16 protein-coding genes and 1 tRNA gene are annotated in these 19,451 nt (G+C 33.9%); 8 read left to right on the plus strand and 9 right to left on the minus strand.

Annotation, left to right across the window (positions count from 1 at the left end; all coding sequences use genetic code 11):
• Window positions 1-95: 95 nt before the first annotated feature.
• The 3 genes from QWY92_RS03260 to QWY92_RS03270 all read right to left on the minus strand — a co-directional run bounded on the left by QWY92_RS03260 (window position 96) and on the right by QWY92_RS03270 (window position 3,509).
• On the minus strand, window positions 96-527 hold the full coding sequence (locus tag QWY92_RS03260; protein WP_290268486.1) for a hypothetical protein: 432 nt from the start codon (window positions 525-527) through the stop codon (window positions 96-98).
• A gap of 245 nt (window positions 528-772) precedes the next feature.
• The gene (locus QWY92_RS03265) at window positions 773-2,791 is read right to left on the minus strand and encodes an ATP-binding protein (RefSeq protein WP_290268487.1); all 2,019 of its coding nucleotides are present in this window, start codon (window positions 2,789-2,791) and stop codon (window positions 773-775) included.
• 88 nt (window positions 2,792-2,879) lie between these two features.
• The gene (locus QWY92_RS03270; protein ID WP_290268488.1) at window positions 2,880-3,509 is read right to left on the minus strand and encodes a 7-carboxy-7-deazaguanine synthase QueE; all 630 of its coding nucleotides are present in this window, start codon (window positions 3,507-3,509) and stop codon (window positions 2,880-2,882) included.
• 111 nt (window positions 3,510-3,620) lie between these two features.
• On the opposite strand from QWY92_RS03270, the gene QWY92_RS03275 reads away from it, so the two are divergent.
• The 5 genes from QWY92_RS03275 to QWY92_RS03295 all read left to right on the plus strand — a co-directional run bounded on the left by QWY92_RS03275 (window position 3,621) and on the right by QWY92_RS03295 (window position 8,832).
• A complete protein-coding gene (locus QWY92_RS03275; RefSeq protein WP_290268489.1) occupies window positions 3,621-4,313 on the plus strand; it encodes a phage tail-like protein in 693 nt (230 codons plus the stop codon).
• A 177-nt stretch (window positions 4,314-4,490) separates the two neighbouring features.
• The gene (locus tag QWY92_RS03280) at window positions 4,491-5,267 is read left to right on the plus strand and encodes a phage tail-like protein (protein ID WP_290268490.1); all 777 of its coding nucleotides are present in this window, start codon (window positions 4,491-4,493) and stop codon (window positions 5,265-5,267) included.
• A 100-nt stretch (window positions 5,268-5,367) separates the two neighbouring features.
• Window positions 5,368-6,909 carry a helicase HerA-like domain-containing protein gene (locus tag QWY92_RS03285; RefSeq protein WP_290268491.1) on the plus strand — a complete coding sequence of 514 codons (1,542 nt, stop codon included), beginning with the start codon at window positions 5,368-5,370 and terminating at the stop codon, window positions 6,907-6,909.
• Between the two features lie 9 nt (window positions 6,910-6,918).
• A complete protein-coding gene (locus QWY92_RS03290; RefSeq protein WP_290268492.1) occupies window positions 6,919-7,899 on the plus strand; it encodes a YitT family protein in 981 nt (326 codons plus the stop codon).
• A 24-nt stretch (window positions 7,900-7,923) separates the two neighbouring features.
• On the plus strand, window positions 7,924-8,832 hold the full coding sequence (locus QWY92_RS03295; protein ID WP_290268493.1) for a GYDIA family GHMP kinase: 909 nt from the start codon (window positions 7,924-7,926) through the stop codon (window positions 8,830-8,832).
• A gap of 92 nt (window positions 8,833-8,924) precedes the next feature.
• Here the strand turns inward: QWY92_RS03295 and QWY92_RS03300 are convergent, their stop codons facing one another.
• The 6 genes from QWY92_RS03300 to QWY92_RS03325 form a co-directional block, all read right to left on the minus strand.
• Complete coding sequence (locus QWY92_RS03300) at window positions 8,925-11,054, minus strand: peptidylprolyl isomerase (RefSeq protein ID WP_290268494.1); 2,130 nt, start codon at window positions 11,052-11,054, stop codon at window positions 8,925-8,927.
• A gap of 349 nt (window positions 11,055-11,403) precedes the next feature.
• Window positions 11,404-12,693: a hemolysin family protein gene (locus QWY92_RS03305; RefSeq protein WP_290268495.1), complete on the minus strand. Its 1,290-nt coding sequence runs from the start codon at window positions 12,691-12,693 to the stop codon at window positions 11,404-11,406.
• A gap of 305 nt (window positions 12,694-12,998) precedes the next feature.
• A complete protein-coding gene (gene lptC, locus QWY92_RS03310) occupies window positions 12,999-13,553 on the minus strand; it encodes an LPS export ABC transporter periplasmic protein LptC (RefSeq protein ID WP_290268496.1) in 555 nt (184 codons plus the stop codon).
• Window positions 13,553-14,935, minus strand: a complete 1,383-nt coding sequence (locus tag QWY92_RS03315; protein WP_290268497.1) for a hypothetical protein — start codon at window positions 14,933-14,935, stop codon at window positions 13,553-13,555. Before QWY92_RS03315 ends, lptC begins: the two co-directional genes overlap by 1 nt.
• 18 nt (window positions 14,936-14,953) lie before the next feature.
• Window positions 14,954-16,252, minus strand: coding sequence for a BamG family beta-barrel-assembly machinery protein (locus QWY92_RS03320; RefSeq protein WP_290268498.1), 1,299 nt, complete (start codon window positions 16,250-16,252; stop codon window positions 14,954-14,956).
• Window positions 16,252-16,980 carry a type III pantothenate kinase gene (locus QWY92_RS03325; protein ID WP_290268499.1) on the minus strand — a complete coding sequence of 243 codons (729 nt, stop codon included), beginning with the start codon at window positions 16,978-16,980 and terminating at the stop codon, window positions 16,252-16,254. Before QWY92_RS03325 ends, QWY92_RS03320 begins: the two co-directional genes overlap by 1 nt.
• A gap of 185 nt (window positions 16,981-17,165) precedes the next feature.
• Here QWY92_RS03325 and QWY92_RS03330 point away from each other — a divergent pair.
• From QWY92_RS03330 to accC, 3 genes are all read left to right on the plus strand, one after another.
• Window positions 17,166-17,238 (plus strand) — tRNA-Phe (locus QWY92_RS03330).
• Window positions 17,239-17,468: 230 nt separating this feature from the next.
• Window positions 17,469-17,954, plus strand: coding sequence for an acyl-CoA carboxylase biotin carboxyl carrier protein subunit (locus QWY92_RS03335; protein WP_290268500.1), 486 nt, complete (start codon window positions 17,469-17,471; stop codon window positions 17,952-17,954).
• Between the two features lie 50 nt (window positions 17,955-18,004).
• Entirely contained in the window at window positions 18,005-19,447 is a 1,443-nt protein-coding gene (accC, locus tag QWY92_RS03340) for an acetyl-CoA carboxylase biotin carboxylase subunit (RefSeq protein ID WP_290268501.1), read from the plus strand.
• The last annotated feature ends 4 nt before the right edge of the window (window positions 19,448-19,451 follow it).

Genomic DNA, 19,451 nt, shown 5'->3' on the forward strand with positions numbered 1-19,451 from the left:
GTCGTATATAGACGGATTTATGCTTACTCTAACTAAAATTCTAGAATAGAAATATTAAAACAACCTGCAGTACTTAGGTTGTTTCAGAAGAAAAATCAAATTATAAAAACCTGAAATTTAGCGTGTAACCGTATTGAAGTTTTGCTACAATTAAAAATATAGCGTTGGTTGGCTTCTTGAATTTCACAAGTTAGAGCATCTAAGAGTTGCTCATAAAAAATGGCAGTAAAAGCGCTGCCAAGGGATAAAAGTTTAAGATTAGAATTTAAATGTTCTTCATTGTCTTCCTCAAAACTTTCGGCGTCAATATATTCTGAAAGATGATTATGCGTTCTATTGTTTTCTGTAGAGTAAAAAACAAGGTGGTTCACATTTTGCTGAACCGAAGTTTCAACGGTATAATCTACCGTATCGGTGTGTTGTACAAAAGAAGCCGTTTTAGCATTGGTATTTGCATATAAGTTTACAAACCCCGTTACCAAAAAGAGGTTTAATAAAAATAAATATTTAGCAAAACTGTGTTTCATACAGCGCGCAAAACTATACCAATAGAATTATATTACCAAAATATTTTTTGTTTAATACATTTGGAAGGCCGAGTTTATAAAAAAATTAACGTTTATTTTTTAAATTTTAAGACGCTTTAACTTCCTTTTTAATAGTTCTCCGAAGTAATTTATTTCATTTGACGCACAGTATAAACTTGTATTTTTACGTTTAATCATTTTATCAAGTTTATCTAATCAACTTCAAAAAACAGCTCCTTTTTACATCAATGCCCAGGTATTTGTACCAAAATTAAGGTGCCTTTATTTTTCTTACTTTTTATCGCTAAACTGCCTTTTAGTATATTAATACGTTCTGTCATTGTTTTTAAACCTAAACTATTTAGCTTCACACTTTCGCTAACTTCAAAACCATTTCCATTATCCCTAATTAACACTTTTACACCATTTTTTTGTTTCAAAATATTAACAAACAAACTACTGGCATTAGCGTGTTTTAGCACATTACTTAAAGATTCTTGAATGAATCTATAAAAATTTAATGTTTCAACTTCGTCAAAATCATTGTTAACATTATCGATACTTAAATTCACAAATAGCTCGGTGGTTTCATCTAACTCCGATAGTAATTGCTCAATGCTATTAGTTAAGCCTAAAGTGGTTAATGTAACTGGGTAAAGATCTCTAGAAATATGCCTAACTTCTTCTAAAGTATTTTGAACCAATTGTGATAAATCGGGCTGATTTAGGGTTTGTGTTTTCCATTTTAAAAGTACTAATTGCTGCCCAACACTATCGTGTAAATCTTTAGAAATTCGTGTTCTTTCTTTTTCTTGAGTCTTAATAAGTTCTTGTGAAAATTCCTTCTGAACAATTTCTCGTTTTTTCGCATTAATAAACGAGCGATAAAACAAGATGCCACCAAACATAGCTAAAAGCCCCAAACTACCGAAAATGAACAGTTGCGCCATATTCCTGTTTTCGGCATTTAACAATTCAATACTTGTGCTTTGAGTTTCTATTTGACGATCTCTTTTTTCTGTTTCGTATAAGGTTTGATAGTAGGTTAATGATTTAATGTTTTGCGCATTAGTAATAGAGTCTTTAATTTTATAATAATTAACTAAGTGCTCATTGCTTTGATACGGATCATTTATGGCTGCATATACTTTAGAAATAAATTTTTCTGCAAGCATAATTTCTTCATAGCTATTTTTTTTAGTTCGAATATTTAAATACTCTTTACCATAGGCTAGTGCTGTTGCATAGTTTTTTTTATTAAACTCTAATACAGATGAGGCATAAACAAACGATTCCCTATTACTTTCTGATTTATCATCTAAATACATCGTTTTCAACTCGCCAAAATGAGTTTCGGCAAGTTCCTCATTATTACTTTCAGAATAAGCAATAACAAGCTCCGACAGTATGATAGGTTTTAAAATTAACACATTATCCGTTTTACTATTGGCGATAAGTGCTAACTCTAAATACTCAATTTCTTTTAAAAGTTCGGATGTTTTTTTACAATCTTGAGCCGCGTTAAAATACAACCCAATTAAATTGTCGGTATTATTACTTAATCTAGCTAATTCTATAGCTTCATTTCGTTCAGTTTCTGCTTCCTTAAAAAAAGAATTCTTACTATATAAAATGGATAAAGCATTTTTGGATGACAATATATTGAATGTGTCCTTTTCTTCTGAAAATATAGTTATAGCCGATTTAATATTTTTCGATGCACGGGCAAATTTACCAGTATCCGACTGCGTATAACCTAAATATAAATACGAGAATGCAAGTAGGCGCTCTTCTTCAGAATATTTAGCATACGCTATACTTTTATTGTAGAATTCCGTGGCACGTTCCAGGTCATTTAAATAATAATAACTGTCGGCTACGTTTAAATAAAACCGGGTTAATGCGCTACTTTTCCCGAGGTGTTCAAACGTATCTATATGGAGATTATACAACGCTAGCCCTGCTTCAGGATTTCTTGCGATATTGTTTAAATAGTATATAAAATCGGCAATATGATTTCCTGCAAACTCTAAAGAATCTAACTCGATACCAAAACGGATGGTTTGTTTTACAATAGAATCGTATTTTAATTCCGATTTATATTTTACGATAGACACCAAACTATCCATCCATTTTAAGCGTTCGGTGTTTTCTGAAGTTTGAATTTTTGCAGATAATTCCTTTACAGATTGATTTACCTCTAAATCCTGAGCACATAGAGTCATGGAAGCAAAAAAGATAAAAGCAAAACGTATAAACCTCACTTTAACAATATTTTATTACCTAAATATATAAGTTTTAACCGACAATAAAATAAAATAGCCTTGAAATAAGTTTCAAGGCTATACATTATTATGGAATATTCAAATATTTATGGGTTTGTAATGATACTTTCCATTTTGGATGCTTCATTACATAATCTACAATCTCTGGAACTACCTTATCGCGTTTGCTCCATTCGGGTTGTAAGTATAAAATACAGTCTTTGTTTACTTTTGCTGCTTGTTCTTCCGCGAAGCGAAAATCGTCATTATTATAAACAATAACTTTTAACTCGTGAGCATTATCATAAACCGCCTGAGTTGGTAATTTTAATTTTTTAGGCGAAAGACAAATCCAATCCCAAATACCGGTTAATTTATAAGCACCCGATGTTTCAATATGTACTTGTAAACCTTCGGCTTTAAGTTGAGTTGTAAGCGCCGTCATGTCCCACATCAATGGTTCTCCACCTGTAATAACAATGGTATCACTGTGTTTTTTAGCGTTAGTTACAATTTCCGATGTGTGTGTTGGTGGGTGTAAATCGGCATTCCAGCTTTCTTTAACGTCGCACCAATGGCAACCCACATCACAACCGCCAACACGAATAAAATACGCGGCGGTTCCTTTATGGAAGCCTTCACCTTGAATGGTGTAAAACTCTTCCATTAATGGGAGCATTTCCCCTTTGTCAACTAATTGTTGTATCTCCTTTTTCATAAGTTTGCAAAGATACTAATTTCATTAGTTTTAAGCTGTATTTAGTTAATTACATGTTTTTTGTTTACATTCGATGCTTAATAGCAATCCTCTCCCAAAGGAATTAATAAAATGAAAAAATATTCTCTCATGTTTGCGCTTTGCGCTAGCATTTGTTATGTACAAGCTCAAGTGGGTATTGGTACAACAACTCCCGACGACGGTTCCATATTACAAATAGATAGTAAAGTAGGTGCTTTTGTACCACCAAGAATGACCTCTACAGAAATGGCTGCCATTTCAAGCCCTTTAGATGGCGCCTTAGTTTATAACACCACATTAAATTCATATTGTATATTTAGTAATGGTACTTGGAGTAGCCAATCTAATAGTACTTTAATCATAAATAAAGATTACCCTTCAACTAATTCTGCACTTTCTGCACCAGATAATACTTATGTAGATTTCCCTATAGGACCAGCTGATGTTTTGGTAACAAATCCTGATGTTTATGATGTTACAGCAAATGGTACCGTTATTATAAAAGAAAGTGGCAATTACTTATTTAGCGCTTCTTTATCAACCCCTAATATGCCTAGTGGTTCCAAAAAATATATTATTGCACTTGAAGTTAATAATTCGCTAGTTGCCTACTTATCAAGAGGTTTTTCAAGTTTGCCAAATCAAGATTACTGGGGAACTAGTGGAAATGTAATGTACCCTATTAACGCCAACGATGTAATAACTATGAAGTATGTTTTAAACAATGGAGATGTAGCTTTAAATGCTAAATTTGTCAACATAGGCATTAGCCACCTTAACTAATTGTTTTTCAGAAACTAAACATTACTCATAAAATTTAACCCTTTTAAAGGTTTTCTATTAGTAGTAAAACATCTACAAAAATACATGCATTAGTGCTGTTTAAATATTGCTTTTTTAAATTTTCTAGTTATTTTCGAGGAATAATTACAAAAAACTGCCTCCCTAAGGCTATATAAAATGAAAAAGTACTTCCTTATGCTTACGCTATGCGTGAGTTTTTTCTGTGTCCAATCTCAAGTAGGAATTGGCACCACTTCCCCCGACGATTCTTCAATTTTAGATATTGAATCAGACAGTAAAGGTATTTTAATACCAAGACTAACTACTGCTGAACGAAATAGTATACCACTACCCGCTACAGGTTTATTGGTGTTTAACATCACTACAAGCAGGTTTGAGTTTAATTCTGGATCGGTAGGCACTCCATTATGGAATCCCATAAACTCTAATGCCACGGTTAGTACAGACCCAGGAAACTTATTAGGCTCCGGGACAGATTCTGGCGCTTTTATTGGCACTACAACATATATAGGTAAATTTATTATTACCAACACCGGAATTCAAACTATTAATGGTATTCCATTTGAACCAAGTTCTATTAAATTCTCGGCTTATGCCAACGTAGAAACTGAAGATTTAGATGCAGATAATGGAGTTTCCGATAATAATACCGGCTTTCAAAATTCGTTCGGAGCCATGCAAGGTTATGCCACTAACTATGGAGGCATTATAAACCAACAAGTTATTTTTAACGGAGGAAGTGGTAACTCTATTAACGATATTTCTAGATATGCTTCTAGCTCTAGAGCCATAGGTATTCGTTATGGAAATCAAAATGGAGATAAGCTAGGTTTAACAGCTGCTGAAGTAACAAGCTTTAATGCCGATGGTTTTACCATCAATGTTACTGATAAATTAGAAAATATAATTGTTATTTATGAAGCTCATAGGTAATAAACTGAAATAAATAGAATTTAAACATTCTATTTATTTCAGTTTTAAGCACATTTTTTTCTTCATCTTATTTACTGTATTTTTATCAAAAATATACGGTATGAGTAAGACAGATGATTTTTTAAAATACATCACCGAAGGTAACACCACTAAAGGCGATTTTATTCCTGTGGGAGCCGCCATGTTAGATGGTAAAACAATAACGGGTGCCCATGTAAAAATCCCTTTAAAAACCATGAATCGTCACGGCTTAATCGCTGGAGCAACAGGTACAGGAAAAACAAAATCTCTACAAGTTTTAGCCGAAAATTTAAGCGATAAAGGTGTCCCGGTTTTACTCATGGATATTAAGGGCGATTTAAGTGGTTTAGCACAACCAAGCCCTGGACACCCAAAAATTGATCAGCGTCACGAACAAATAGGTATCCCTTTTGAAGCCAAAGGTTTTCCTGTTGAAATATTAACGCTCTCTGAACAAGATGGTGTACGCCTTAGAGCTACCGTAAGCGAATTTGGCCCCGTTTTATTATCCCGCGTTTTAGATTTAACCGAAACCCAATCGGGTGTTGTATCCGTAATTTTTCAATATTGCGACGATAATAAATTACCGCTACTCGATTTAAAAGATTTCAAAAAAATATTACAATATACCACTCAAGAAGGTAAAGCCGAATTCACCGAAGCTTATGGTCGTATTTCAACAGCATCTACAGGTGCTATTCTTCGGAAGGTGATCGAATTAGAACAACAAGGTGCCGATTTATTTTTTGGTGAAACCTCTTTCGACACCCAAGACTTATTGCGTATTGATGAAAATGGCCGTGGCTATATTAATATTCTTAGGTTAACTGATATTCAGGATCGCCCCAAATTATTTTCAACATTCATGCTCAGTTTATTAGCAGAAATATATTCTACATTTCCAGAGCAAGGCGATAGTGATCGCCCTGAACTCATCTTGTTTATAGACGAGGCCCATTTAATTTTCAATGAAGCTTCCAAAGCGCTTTTAAACCAAATTGAAAGTATTGTAAAATTAATCCGAAGTAAAGGTGTTGGCTTGTATTTTGTAACGCAAAACCCAACCGATGTACCCGAAGCTGTACTAGGACAATTAGGCTTAAAAATTCAGCACGCTTTAAGAGCTTTTACAGCAAAAGACAGAAAAGCTATTAAACTTACGGCGCAAAATTATCCAGATTCAGAATATTACGACACCACCGAAATTATTACATCGCTTGGTATTGGAGAAGCTTTAGTATCTGCTTTAGACGAAAAAGGACGTCCAACACCACTTGCAGCCACCATGATGCGTGCACCGATGAGTAGAATGGATGTTTTAACCGATTTGGAATTAAGCAAGTTACTAGCTAAATCTAAAATGGTTAAAAAATACAACGAAACTATTGATAGAGAAAGTGCTTACGAACTGTTAAATGAAAAAATTAAGCAAGCCGAAGCAGACGAAGCTAAAGAAAAAGCGAAACAAGAAGCCGAAGCTCTAAAAAAAGCAGAATCGAAACGTAAAACATCGACTACCAGACGCAGAAGTACAGCTATGAACCCGATTGTAAAAGTACTTACCAGCGCCACTTTTATCCGTAGTGTTTTTGGCATTCTAACTAAAGTATTGAAAAAGTAAAACAAATAAATGAATCCATTTTTATCTAAAATACTTGTAGATTTAGCTCGAAAAAAGCTTGAAAAAACAAAAGCTAAAGGCGACAGTAAGCCCATTAGCATAAAACAAATTATTCCCTTAGTTAGAAGCTATCAGGTTGAAATATCACATGCCATAAAAGAGTCTGTTTTTATTATCATCGGTGTGTTTTCTGCTGGCTTTGGGTTAAAAGGTTTTTTATTACCAAATCAGTTTATCGATGGTGGTGCCACAGGTATTTCTTTATTGTTACAAAACGTCACCTCTATAGATTTAGGCTACTTACTTATTATTGTTAATCTACCATTTCTGTTTTTGGCCTCGAAAACCATAGGCGTTAAATTTGCATTAAAAAGTATTGCTGCTATTGCGCTTTTAGCCATTGTGGTTCACTTTGTAGAATACCCCATAATTACGCAAGACAAACTTTTAATTGCAGTTTTTGGAGGATTTTTCCTAGGCTTAGGTATTGGGCTTTCCATGCGTGGCGGCAGTGTTATCGATGGCACCGAGGTTTTAGCCATCTATTTAGGTCGAAAACTATCGCTAACCATTGGAGACGTCCTGCTACTAATAAACATTGTTATATTTTCGGTAGGTGCTTATATATTGTCCATTGAAATTGCTTTATACGCGATATTAACTTATTTATCGGCAGCGAAAACAGTCGATTTTGTTGTAGATGGTGTTGAAGAATATGTAGGTGTTACCATAATTTCCAACAAACATGAAGAATTGCGCCTCATGATAACCAAACAACTCCGCAGAGCTTGCACTATTTACGCAGGAAAAGGAGGCTATGGCACTAATGGTGACAGTTATGACAAAGATATTATCTACACCATAGTAACGCGCTTAGAACTTGCTAAACTGCACACCGAAATTGATAAAATTGACAGAAATGCATTTATCATCATGGGCTTAGTAAAAGATTTAAAAGGCGGGATGATAAAACGGAAACCTTTAAAATAAAAGAGGTTAACTTAAACATAAAACGTGAAGCAATTTTTTAGCAACGGTAAATTACTAATTTCAGGAGAATATGTTGTTTTAGATGGCGCTATAGCATTGGCGGTGCCTACAACATACGGACAATCTTTAGATGTTGAAACTATAGATGAACCTAAAATTATATGGACAAGTTTAGATGAAACCAAACAAACTTGGTTTGAAATTACTTTTGAAATTAAAGATAACACTATTCAACATTTAGGAAATGATGATGCCATTTCAAACCGGCTTCTACAGATACTAAACGCCGTAAAACAGTTAAACCCAAATTATTTAAAAGGCGCTAAAGGCTTTAAAATAACCACAAAACTAGATTTTCCTAAAAATTGGGGTTTAGGCACATCGTCTACTTTAATAAACAATTTAGCAACTTGGGCACAAGTGGATCCATACATCCTTTTAGAAAATACTTTTGGAGGTAGCGGATATGATATTGCTTGCGCTAAACACGACACAGCGATTAGCTATCAAATAAAAGAGGATTCAAAGGAAGTGATTGAAATTAATTTCGACCCCAACTTTAAAAACAACTTATATTTTATTCATTTGAATAAAAAGCAAAACAGCCGCGATGGCATTTCTCATTATCGTGAACATAAAGGTGATTTATCCAATTACATTAATCAAATTAACGAGATAACTCAGCAGATGTGTACTTGCCAAACATTGGAAGTGTTCCAAAACCTTATGGAAACACATGAAAACATTATAGCCGAAATAACCAAACAGACACCAGTAAAACAAGCGCTTTTTAACGACTTTAAAGGTAGTATTAAAAGTCTTGGTGCTTGGGGTGGAGATTTTATTCTAGCTGCAACTAACGCCAATCCTGAACGCTATTTTAAAGCAAAAGGCTACAATACCGTGATTCCATATTTAGATATGGTAAAATAATCACGAGCATTTATATTCATCGAAATATAAAGCACAAAAAAGCCTCAAATTAATGAGGCTTTTTTTAATATTATAATCGAATTACGTTGTTCTTATTGAACTTGTGTTTTAGCTCTATTATCTTCAATTTCCGCAGCATCTTTTAATGCATTGTATAATTTAGAATTCACAACATTAGATTTTTGTTGCGCAACTCTGTTTGCAGAAGATTGGTAGTTATCTAATGGTGCAGCCGGCGTAACTTTTGTTACCTGAATCATGTAAACACCATTTGCTCCATCAATTAATTTAGAAGTTTCACCTTCTTTTAATCCAAAAGCAGCACCAACAACTAACGGCTCTCTACCTGCTCCAGAAATTGTTGGAGTTTTCATATTAATCGCAGAAGCTGTACGTATACTTTTATTTTGTGATGTTGATAAATCTTCTAAGGTTGTAGCTGTTATTTTAGATCTTAACATCTCTGCTTTTTTCTCTTTTCTAAGTATTGGTAACACACTTACTGTTGCATCTTCAGCAGACATTAATCCGGCTTCATGCTTAGCAACTAATTGTGCTATAACATAACCATTAGTAATACTGAAACGTTTTAAATCACCTATTTCAGCGCCTTCTTCAAATGCCCAACGTACAATTGGTCTTTGACTTCCAACTCCAGGGATGGTTTCATCTAAAACTTTTATCCCATTAACAGGACGTACTGTAAAGTTACGCTCTTTTGCAAGTGCTTCAAAATCATTATCAACAGCAGCAACTTCAAAACTAGAAGCATCTCTAAATACTTTATCAACTGTAGCATCCGATGGCTCAATTAATCTAGATAAGGTTCCAACTTTAACAGCTTTAGATGTATTCTTTTGTCCTTCAACTTCAATAATATGAAAACCGAACATGGTTTTTACAATTCCTAAATCGCCAGTTTTACCTTCAAATTCAAAATCGTTAAATTCAGGAACCATAGTATTGTATGCATGCCAATCGTAACGACCACCGTTTTCAACACTTCCTTGATCTGTAGAAAATTCTGTAACAAACTCAGGAAACTTAGAACGGTTAGATTTTAAAATAGTTAAAAGGCTATCCGCTGTAGCTTTCGCTTCTGCTTCAGTTTGTGTTGCTTGCGCTCCAGAACTTCTTGTTCCGATAAAAGGAATTAAAATGTGTCTAACTTTAGCTGAATCTGGAATTTGCTTTACCGCAATTAATTTAGAAATTTTGTAAGAACCATTATCTTTATAAGGTCCGTAAACATCTCCAACATTTAAGTTATAAATAGTATCAGCAATTGCTGATGGTAAACTTGATTTAAATACAAAACGATTATCAAATTTAATATCAGAATTAGAGTTGATAAACTCTTCGTTGTTTTTAGTATTTAAAAATCCAGTTATATTTTCGTTAGCTTTAAGGCCTTCATTATACTCAACACGATCCGTTAAAAGCTTCTTTAAATCTTCTTGAATTGCTGCTTCATCTTCTGGACTAGCAACTTCATTAAATTCTACAAAACGAATATCTCTTGTAGCTTCTACTTCATACTTAGCAGCATGCTTACTAACGTAGCTAGAAATATCAGATTTAGTTACCTTCACTAAACTATCTGCGATAGAAGAATAAGGTACTTGTACATATTTAATATCTACTTTATTATTCTCAAGCATATATTCCAATTCACCTTCAGCAAGTGTTCCTGTTAACCCAGCTTTTACTAAGTTAAAGTAGTTTTGTTGTAAGGCGTTGGCTGCTAATTGCTTTTCGTAATTAACCCAACTTTCGTAACCTGCAGGTGATGTTTCCTTTAAGTTAGCAATGTATTCGTTAAGTTTAGCTTCATCAAATAAACCCGCTTCGTTTAAAAACTCAGGACTTGTTGCAAGTGCCGTTTTCAAAAGATCTTTCATTTGGTCTTTTTCTACAGAAATCCCTAATTTTTCGAACTGGCCACCTAAAACAGCTTCTCTTACTTCTTGCTCCCAAACACGATTCATGGTTTGTGTATTGCTTGAATTAGGACCTGCTTGACGTTGTGCCACTTCTACTTTTTGCAAGAAAGACTCGCGTGTAATGTCTGTGCCATTTACGGTACCCACAATGTTTTGCGATTTTGCTGAAAGCGCATCGCTATTTTTAAATAAATCTGCTAATACGAAAGAGAATAACGCCAACGCTATTATTAAGATTAGGAAAAGTGAACGTTGTCTGATTTTATTTAAAACTGCCATCTGTAATTAAAATGTTTTAGAATAAACCCTTTTTGGGATTTAGCTTGTTAAATTTGGATACCTTTTGATACCCAATTTGATGAAAATATCGTGCGCGAAAATACCATTTTCTATTTAATAATGAAAGGGATATTTTGTATTTTGTTTATTGTATGTTAGTTTGTAGCTATTCAGGCACTTGTTATGGGTTTAGAAGCGCTTATCCCGTCAGGTTTTTATTCCTGAAATGTTTCAGTCAAAACGTAAAAAGGAAGGTTTTCTTCTTATCTATTTAATCTATAAGGAAAGACTAATTAATCTAAATACTATTGAAACATTCAATTTTCAATTCTAATAATAAGTTTCAATATTAATCTTCCTCAAGAAGTTTAATTTCAACTAGATCAATTTTTGTATTAGATACTTCTAGAATGGTAAACTGAAAATCGTCCATTTTAACCACTTCATGTTGTTCTGGGATTTGTTGTGTATGACTTACAATTAAGCCGCCCAAGGTTTCATAATTTTCACTTTCCGGAAGGTTAATTTTGTAGGTTTCGTTAATATAATCTACCTCTACCCGACCCGAAAAATGAAAGGTATCATCCTCTAACTTTTCATCCACTAAATCTACCGTATCATGTTCGTCTTCAATTTCGCCAAAAAGTTCTTCAACAATATCTTCAACCGACATAATACCTGAAGTGCCACCATATTCATCTAAAACCACAGCAATACTTTTGTGTTTTTTAGTCAATACACCCAACACATCTTTAATTAAAACGGTTTCTGGCACAAACTCAACGGGCAACATCATTGCCTTAATGGTTTTTGGCTTTTTGAAAAGTTCAAACGAGTGAGCGTAACCTAAAATATCATCAATAGTTTCCTTATAAACCAAAATCTTGGTACAACCGGTTTCTGTAAATAAGGCGTTTAAAGTTTTTATAGATTCATTAATTTCAACAGCAATTATTTCCGTTCGAGGCACCATAACTTCGCGTGCTTTTACTTCGGAAAACTCTAAAGCATTCTGAAATATTTGAATTTCACTATCCACTTCGTCATGTTCTTCAACCGATTCCATTTGCTCGCTGATGTAATTCCCTAATTCAACCTTTGTAAAGGCCAATTGAATTTGATCGCCTTCTGTTTTAAAAAAAGCTTTTAATACCACATCAGAAATCCAGATTACAAAATCGGATATAAAACTAAATAACACATAAAACACATAGGCAGGAACGGCTAATGCTTTAATAAGTTTGTTGGCGTAGATTTGGAAAAACACCTTCGGAAAAAATTCCGCAGTGATTAAAATAACTATGGTTGAAATAATGGTTTGCGTTAATAAACTTAAATCGTCGAGTAAGTAATTTAAAAACCCATAAGGTGTTGGCAGCATAGACTGAAACCAACTTACAAGCAAATCGCCCATAAAAAACCCATAGAGTACCAATGCAATATTGTTACCAATAAGCATGGTGGTAATAAATTTTGAAGGTTTTGCCGTTAGCTTTTTTAACACTTTAGCCAACATACCTTCTTGCTTTTTTTCAATTTCGATATGTATTTTATTTGAAGATACATAAGCGATTTCCATACCCGAGAAAAATGCAGAAAGGATAAGTGAAACAATTATGATAATAACATAAAGGCTCATTTACTTGGAGTTATTGCTTTTATTTTCGAAACGACGTCTAAAGAAGAACATAAATATAGCAAGGGCTAATAAAAACAAACTTAGGTATGCTCGACTTCTATCAATGTTCCAGATTTTGAAAACATCATAGACTAAGTAGAGTGCGAAAGCTAAATATAAAAATTTTGAAAATTTTAAATAGTTCATTTATTGAATTTTAAACTGAGTACAAAGATAATTAAAAATACAGAAGCACGATTTTATTTGTAACACTGTTTTATGTTACTAAAATAGAATAAAGAAAAATGAAGTGGAAAGCTATAGAACTACTCTTCCATACTAATAATTCCAGTAACTTCTAGAACTTCGGCATTTTTGAATTTGGTATCCGAATCAAAACCGTTCCCGTGAATAATATCGGTTTGGGTTTCAAAGGTTACCGCGTTATTGGTAAATAACCAATTCTTTTTTTGATCGTAAAAAAGTTGTTCCGATTTTAAAGAAGAGCCATCAGCCATTGTAATAACAACGTGACCTCGTAAATCGATTAAATTCGTATCAGAATAAATAATAGCATAATCTGCAACAACAGTACTTTTTTCATTTTTATCTCCATATAAATACAGTACTAATCCATCTGTAAATTCGTTATACGGAAAATCTCGATTGGAGAAATCGAGCATTTTTGTGCTAATTAAATTAGCTGTTACCCGACCAGAGTCGGTGTGTTTTAAGTTAACATTTTCAGCAACACCTATAGGTTCATTTTCCGAAATGCCAATTTTCTGCACTTCTTTCAAACTATTATTGCATGAAAAAAACATAGTCATGCAACTAAGCATGACTATGTTTAAAATATAATATGTTTTAGTCTTCTTCATTAAATACTTGGTACGGTAATCGAAGCCCCTATCCAACATCCAATTTTAATAGATTGTCCAGAACAACCACAGCTAAAAATATCTGCTTTAGCAGGTGCTTTAGCCATATAGTTTGCTACAGATGCTGCTGACGCCTTCTTTAAAGTAGGATCTACACGTGCTGCTTTTCTAGCCTCGTCTGCTGCTAACCAATATACTGCTCTTTTATTAAAGTTTGTATCTCCACAGTTGTTTGCACTAGCTGCATACATCGCTGCAATAGATAAATGTGGACGACCGTTTGATGGGTTTAATTTTAAAGATTGTCTAAAGTATCCTCTAGCCTGACCGTAGTTTCCTCTAGATTTTAGTTTAATACCAATTTTGTTGTTTAATTTGGCTTTCTTGAAGTCATCAGACTCTAAATCAATAGCTTGCTTGTAAAAAGCAATAGCTTCACTGTTTTTACCTTCTTTATCTTTCAAGATCCCTAAGTAATAAGCTGAATTAGCCGAAGGTGAAATTTCGTGGTATGCATTTACTAACTTAAAGAATAACGGATCATCAGTACAATCTTTTTCAGACATTTTACCCGCTGCTCTTTGTAACCAAACCGCATTGGTTTTGTTTTCTTCAAAATCCTTTTCGTATAAAGGAATTAAGTTTTCACAGTTTGCTCTTGAACCTAATTTATTATCAATACCAGATGAAATTTGATCGTAAGCTTTCAAATAACTTTCACTTGATCTTTTAATGCTTTTTTCTTTTGATGTTAAGCTTGCTCCTGTAGAATCTTTTTCAATAAGTGCATTTAGCTTTTTCGAGTAGTTTTCTACTTCACCCTCTACTTTTTCTGCAACGTCATCATATTTATTAAATAATTCTGCTGCTGATTTTTGTTTCGCATCATATAAATCAACCATTAAAGAGAAGTAAGTATATAAACTTTTTGGGTTTGTAAAGGTGTCTTTATCTGCTTTATAGGCAGCATCAAAACATGCGTATAACTCTTCATTAGTTAAACTTAATGCCACTTTGTTATCGTATTTTAACTGGCATGCCATTGCTCCATATTCTCCAGCAGGAGTTTTGCTTGCAAAGTATTGAGCACGTTCTTCCCAAAGTTTTAAAAGATCATTAATATATGCTACTTTTTCTGCTTCTGGTGCTTTTTCAATTTTATCTTCAAGAATTTTTTCTCCATATACGTAAATCGCTCTACTGTAACTTGGGTTTTTTGCTCTCAACTCCATAAATGGTGTATAAGCAGCTTCATAATTCTTGGACTTAGCATACTCTGACATGATAGAGAGTTTTGCCATATCTTCTTGATTGTCTTGAGCTATAAGGGCGCTCGTACTTACAAACAAAAAGGTTAATAATAGTGTAATTTTAGTTTTCATGATATTAAATTTATGCTGTTAGTCAAATTTTCTTTTATTGAACCATCGATCGTTCAAAGATAAACTTAATTGGAAATTAACAAAATTCTCTTGAATTAAATTGCTGTTCGTGGTACCGCGTTTACCAACTTCAACACCAATATTAGCATTAGAGAAAAAGCTTCCAACTGGTAATCCCATTCCAAAAGACATGCCAAACTCGTTTATAGATTCATTTTCTATATTTAAACCGGTGTTTTCAAAATGCATACCTGCACGATAAACCACACGTTTCAAGTAGCTTGAAAACGAATCGTATTTAGGAATATAAAAACCACCTAATCGTACTGTAGATTGATCTTCGTAAGTTGCTGATGTGTTATTACTGTATAATTCGTTTGAGAAATCGCTTGTTTTCATGTATTCCGACTCAACACCAACAAACCATTTTCTTGGTTGGCCAATACCTACACCAAACGAAACTTTAGAAGGTAACACCAAGTCGCTTTCTTTTAAATCACCAAGATCTGTTTCTATTGTGCTTATCGGGAATTCTGTTCCATCGGTAGATGAAACAATTGTTGAAAATGAACGCTCATTTTTAGAATTTAAGCTACTCTCTGGCGTATAAGTAAGTCCTGAAACAAGTTCAAGTTTCTCATTTAACATTACTTTATACGATGCGCCGATGTTAATATTTAAACCACTTAAATCCGATCGGTTATTCTCACGTCCCTGATACTGTACAGCATCGCCTTCATCATCATACAGATAATCTATGGTGCTATTTTGGATGTTTCCGAAGTTATACTGAATATCTACACCAACATTTAAACCTTCAACAATTTGATATCCAAAACCTAAAAAGGCTTTATTAAGTCCGCCTTCACCTCTAAATCTATTGGAAATCTTTTCATCTTCATAAGATTCTAGCTTATAGCCCACCGAAGAATAAGGAATTAAACCGAAGCCAAAACCAAATTTACCTACAGGAATAGCTATCGCCAAATAATCGAAAGTTGAAGAAGACGCGTTATCGCTTCCTGAATCACTTTTTAAAGTCGTGCTTGTGTATGAACCACCAACGGTAAACTTCACAGGTCTACTTTCGTTGTTTAAAAGTTCTAAGTTTTTTCCTGCGTAAGAGGCCGGATTTCTAAGGTTAACGTGGATACTGTCAGTATAAATACTTAAACCACCCATACTCCTATTTTCTACCGTCCCTTTAAACTTAAGACTTCCTATACCGTAAAAAGAATACGGTGATGCCGTTCCTTCTTGTCCGTAACTTTGAATTGCCATTATTGCAATAAAAACGAATACAAGTTTTTTTATCATTAATTTGAATTAAATTGTAAAATATAATTAAGTCCTTCTAAAAGAAAATTATCGTTGACAAATATGCTACTTTTTAATTGTTTAGACAAGAAATTAGTATCACCACCTGTTAAAATAACTGTTAAATCTAAAAATTTCTCTTGATACGCCGTAATATTTCCGTCAATTTCATTTAAAACCCCATAAACAACACCTGAATGAATTGATGATTTTGTGGAGTTACCAATAATATTGCCAGGACATTCTGTATCCAATAACGGTAAATTCGCTGTTAAATTATTTAACGATGCATACCGCATACGTAAACCAGGAGAAATCGCACCACCTAAATATGCATTTTCATCGGTTACAAAATCATAGGTAATACAAGTTCCAGCATCTATTATTAACGTATTTTTCTTAGGAAATTGTTTAACCGAAGCACAAACTAAGGCTATTCTATCTACTCCTAATGTTTTAGGCGTTCCGTATAAATTCTCAAAAGGAAGCTTCGTGTTATGATTTAATTCTGTTAAATCAAACAAAACACCTATCTCCTCAACATCCCGTTGCGTTAAACGCCCAACCGAAGACACTATAGCCTTAGCAATAGTTGGGTATTCTTTTTTAATAACCTCAACAGCCTTTAAAACATCCATTAACTTAACAACACGTTTAGCTACAAGTTGGTCTTTTTTAAACACAGCGAGCTTAACAAACGAATTTCCAACATCAATAATTAAATACATATTTTCTATAAAACGGTAAATTTACAAAGCCGTTTTTAATTAATTCTGAAAAACTAAATATTATCTAATTTTATTTCAATCCATAACTGAAAGAAAATCAGGTTAATGAAAATTATTTTACATTTTTTTAATTTTTTATTTGGCAGATACTTTAATTGAGTGTATATTTGCAACCGCTTTAGCGAGGTACCTTAGCTCAGTTGGTAGAGCAAAGGACTGAAAATCCTTGTGTCCCTGGTTCGATTCCTGGAGGTACCACAAAATTTTTCACAAACTCTTAATAATCATTCGATTGTTAAGAGTTTTTTGTTTTACAGCATATACTACAACTTAAAACAAAGTCAAACTCAAAAGGAATCATCATCAAAAACTTCGGAATTTAAACACCTCTCCCCCTCAAAGCAACACAACCTTCCAATCCATTACCAATTTCATCTATCAATATTTTTTAAATCCTTATATTTACTAGGAGTAAACACTAGGATTTTATGAGCAAACAATTTATCGCCAAAGTAAATAATAATCAGGTTTTCGAAATTTTAGAAACCGATTTATCAGCTATTGATGTTGTAAAAACTTCAGAAAACAAACAGCATATTCTTCATAAAAACACATCGTACAAAGCTGAAATTATTGAGTCAAATTTCCTCCAAAAGACTTACAAGGTTAAGGTAAACAACACTACTTACACCATTAATATTGAAAACGAGCTTGATCAACTTATTAAAAAAATGGGATTTGAAAGCAGTTCTTCAAAACAAATTCAAACTATAAAAGCATCTATGCCGGGCTTAATTTTAGAATTACCCATAACCATTGGACAAGCAGTGAAAGAAAACGACACTTTACTTATTTTGGAGGCAATGAAAATGGAAAACATTATTACCTCGCCTCGCGACGGCATCATCAAAGCTATTCTAGTCACAAAAGGAGATGCTGTTGAAAAACAACAACTCCTGATTGAGTTTGAATAAATTTAAAACCGTCGTTTTAACCAGAATAAAAAAGAATAAACGCCAACTAAATGAAAAAAATACTAATCGCTAACCGTGGAGAAATAGCTATTCGCGTTATAAAAACCGCAAGACGCATGGGCATAAAAACCATTGCCATATTTTCTACCGCCGACAGACATGCCCCACATGTAAAACTTGCCGACCAAGCAGTTTGTATAGGCGAACCACCATCAAATGAATCTTATTTAAGAGGTGATAAAATTATTGAAGTAGCCAAAACATTAAATGCCGACGCCATTCATCCCGGATATGGTTTTTTAAGTGAAAATGCTGGTTTCGCTGAATTATGCGAAGCTAATAATATCATTTTTATTGGTCCAAAATCAAAAGCTATAAAAATTATGGGCAGTAAGTTAGCTGCCAAAGATGCTGTTAAAAAATACAACATCCCTATGGTTCCTGGTATTGATGAAGCCATAACCGATGTTGAAAAAGCAAAAAACATTGCAAAAACAATAGGATTCCCCATTTTAATAAAAGCATCGGCCGGCGGTGGCGGAAAAGGCATGCGTATTGTTGAAAAAGAAACTGATTTAGAATCGCAAATGAATCGCGCTATCAGCGAAGCGACTTCCGCCTTTGGAGATGGATCAGTTTTTATCGAAAAATACGTGAATTCACCGCGACATATCGAAATTCAAATTATGGCGGATAGTCATGGCAATGTCTTACATTTTTTTGAACGTGAGTGCAGTATTCAGCGTCGTCATCAAAAAGTAGTCGAAGAGGCTCCTTCTTGTGTTCTTTCGCCGCAATTACGCTCCGAAATGGGAGAAGCCGCCATAAAAGTAGCCAAAGCCTGTGATTATTTAGGAGCCGGAACCGTAGAGTTTTTATTAGATGAACATCAAAATTTTTATTTCTTAGAAATGAATACTCGCTTACAAGTGGAGCACCCGGTAACCGAATTAATTACCGGAGTAGATTTGGTGGAACTACAAATAAAAGTCGCGAGAGGCGAAGCACTTCATCTAAAACAAGACGATCTTAAAATTAACGGACACGCTTTAGAATTACGGGTTTATGCCGAAGACCCTTTAAATGATTTCCTTCCTAGCGTTGGACATTTAGATGTTTACAAAATCCCGGAAGGTGAAGGAATTCGCGTAGACAACGGCTTTGAGCAAGGCATGGATATTCCTATTTATTACGACCCGATGTTATCAAAACTAATCACCTACGAAAAAACTCGCGAAGAAGCGATTGCCCTGATGATAAAAGCGATTAATGATTTTCACGTAGAAGGCATCGAAACCACTTTACCCTTCGGACAATTTGTTTGCAATCACGACGCATTTCGTTCAGGTGATTTCGATACGCATTTTGTGAAAAAATATTATAATCCTGAAACACTTAAAGCGGAAAACGAAACTAAAGCTAAAATTGCGGCACTTATTGCTGTAAAACACTATTTAGAAGATCAAAAACAATTAAGACTTCCGAATAAATAGTCCC

Origin of the sequence: Algibacter miyuki (assembly GCF_030409805.1) — a bacterium.
Lineage (GTDB): Bacteria > Bacteroidota > Bacteroidia > Flavobacteriales > Flavobacteriaceae > Algibacter > Algibacter miyuki.

What these genes read in the sequence shown, in the direction of transcription:
- QWY92_RS03260 (WP_290268486.1), bottom strand. Translation starts at nt 527, where the DNA reads ATGAAACACAGTTTTGCTAAATATTTATTTTTATTAAACCTCTTTTTG.
- QWY92_RS03270 (WP_290268488.1), bottom strand. Translation starts at nt 3,509, where the DNA reads ATGAAAAAGGAGATACAACAATTAGTTGACAAAGGGGAAATGCTCCCA.
- QWY92_RS03275 (WP_290268489.1), top strand. Translation starts at nt 3,621, where the DNA reads ATGAAAAAATATTCTCTCATGTTTGCGCTTTGCGCTAGCATTTGTTAT.
- QWY92_RS03280 (WP_290268490.1), top strand. Translation starts at nt 4,491, where the DNA reads ATGAAAAAGTACTTCCTTATGCTTACGCTATGCGTGAGTTTTTTCTGT.
- QWY92_RS03285 (WP_290268491.1), top strand. Translation starts at nt 5,368, where the DNA reads ATGAGTAAGACAGATGATTTTTTAAAATACATCACCGAAGGTAACACC.
- QWY92_RS03290 (WP_290268492.1), top strand. Translation starts at nt 6,919, where the DNA reads ATGAATCCATTTTTATCTAAAATACTTGTAGATTTAGCTCGAAAAAAG.
- QWY92_RS03300 (WP_290268494.1), bottom strand. Translation starts at nt 11,054, where the DNA reads ATGGCAGTTTTAAATAAAATCAGACAACGTTCACTTTTCCTAATCTTA.
- QWY92_RS03305 (WP_290268495.1), bottom strand. Translation starts at nt 12,693, where the DNA reads ATGAGCCTTTATGTTATTATCATAATTGTTTCACTTATCCTTTCTGCA.
- lptC (WP_290268496.1), bottom strand. Translation starts at nt 13,553, where the DNA reads ATGAAGAAGACTAAAACATATTATATTTTAAACATAGTCATGCTTAGT.
- QWY92_RS03315 (WP_290268497.1), bottom strand. Translation starts at nt 14,935, where the DNA reads ATGAAAACTAAAATTACACTATTATTAACCTTTTTGTTTGTAAGTACG.
- QWY92_RS03320 (WP_290268498.1), bottom strand. Translation starts at nt 16,252, where the DNA reads ATGATAAAAAAACTTGTATTCGTTTTTATTGCAATAATGGCAATTCAA.
- QWY92_RS03325 (WP_290268499.1), bottom strand. Translation starts at nt 16,980, where the DNA reads ATGTATTTAATTATTGATGTTGGAAATTCGTTTGTTAAGCTCGCTGTG.
- QWY92_RS03335 (WP_290268500.1), top strand. Translation starts at nt 17,469, where the DNA reads ATGAGCAAACAATTTATCGCCAAAGTAAATAATAATCAGGTTTTCGAA.
- accC (WP_290268501.1), top strand. Translation starts at nt 18,005, where the DNA reads ATGAAAAAAATACTAATCGCTAACCGTGGAGAAATAGCTATTCGCGTT.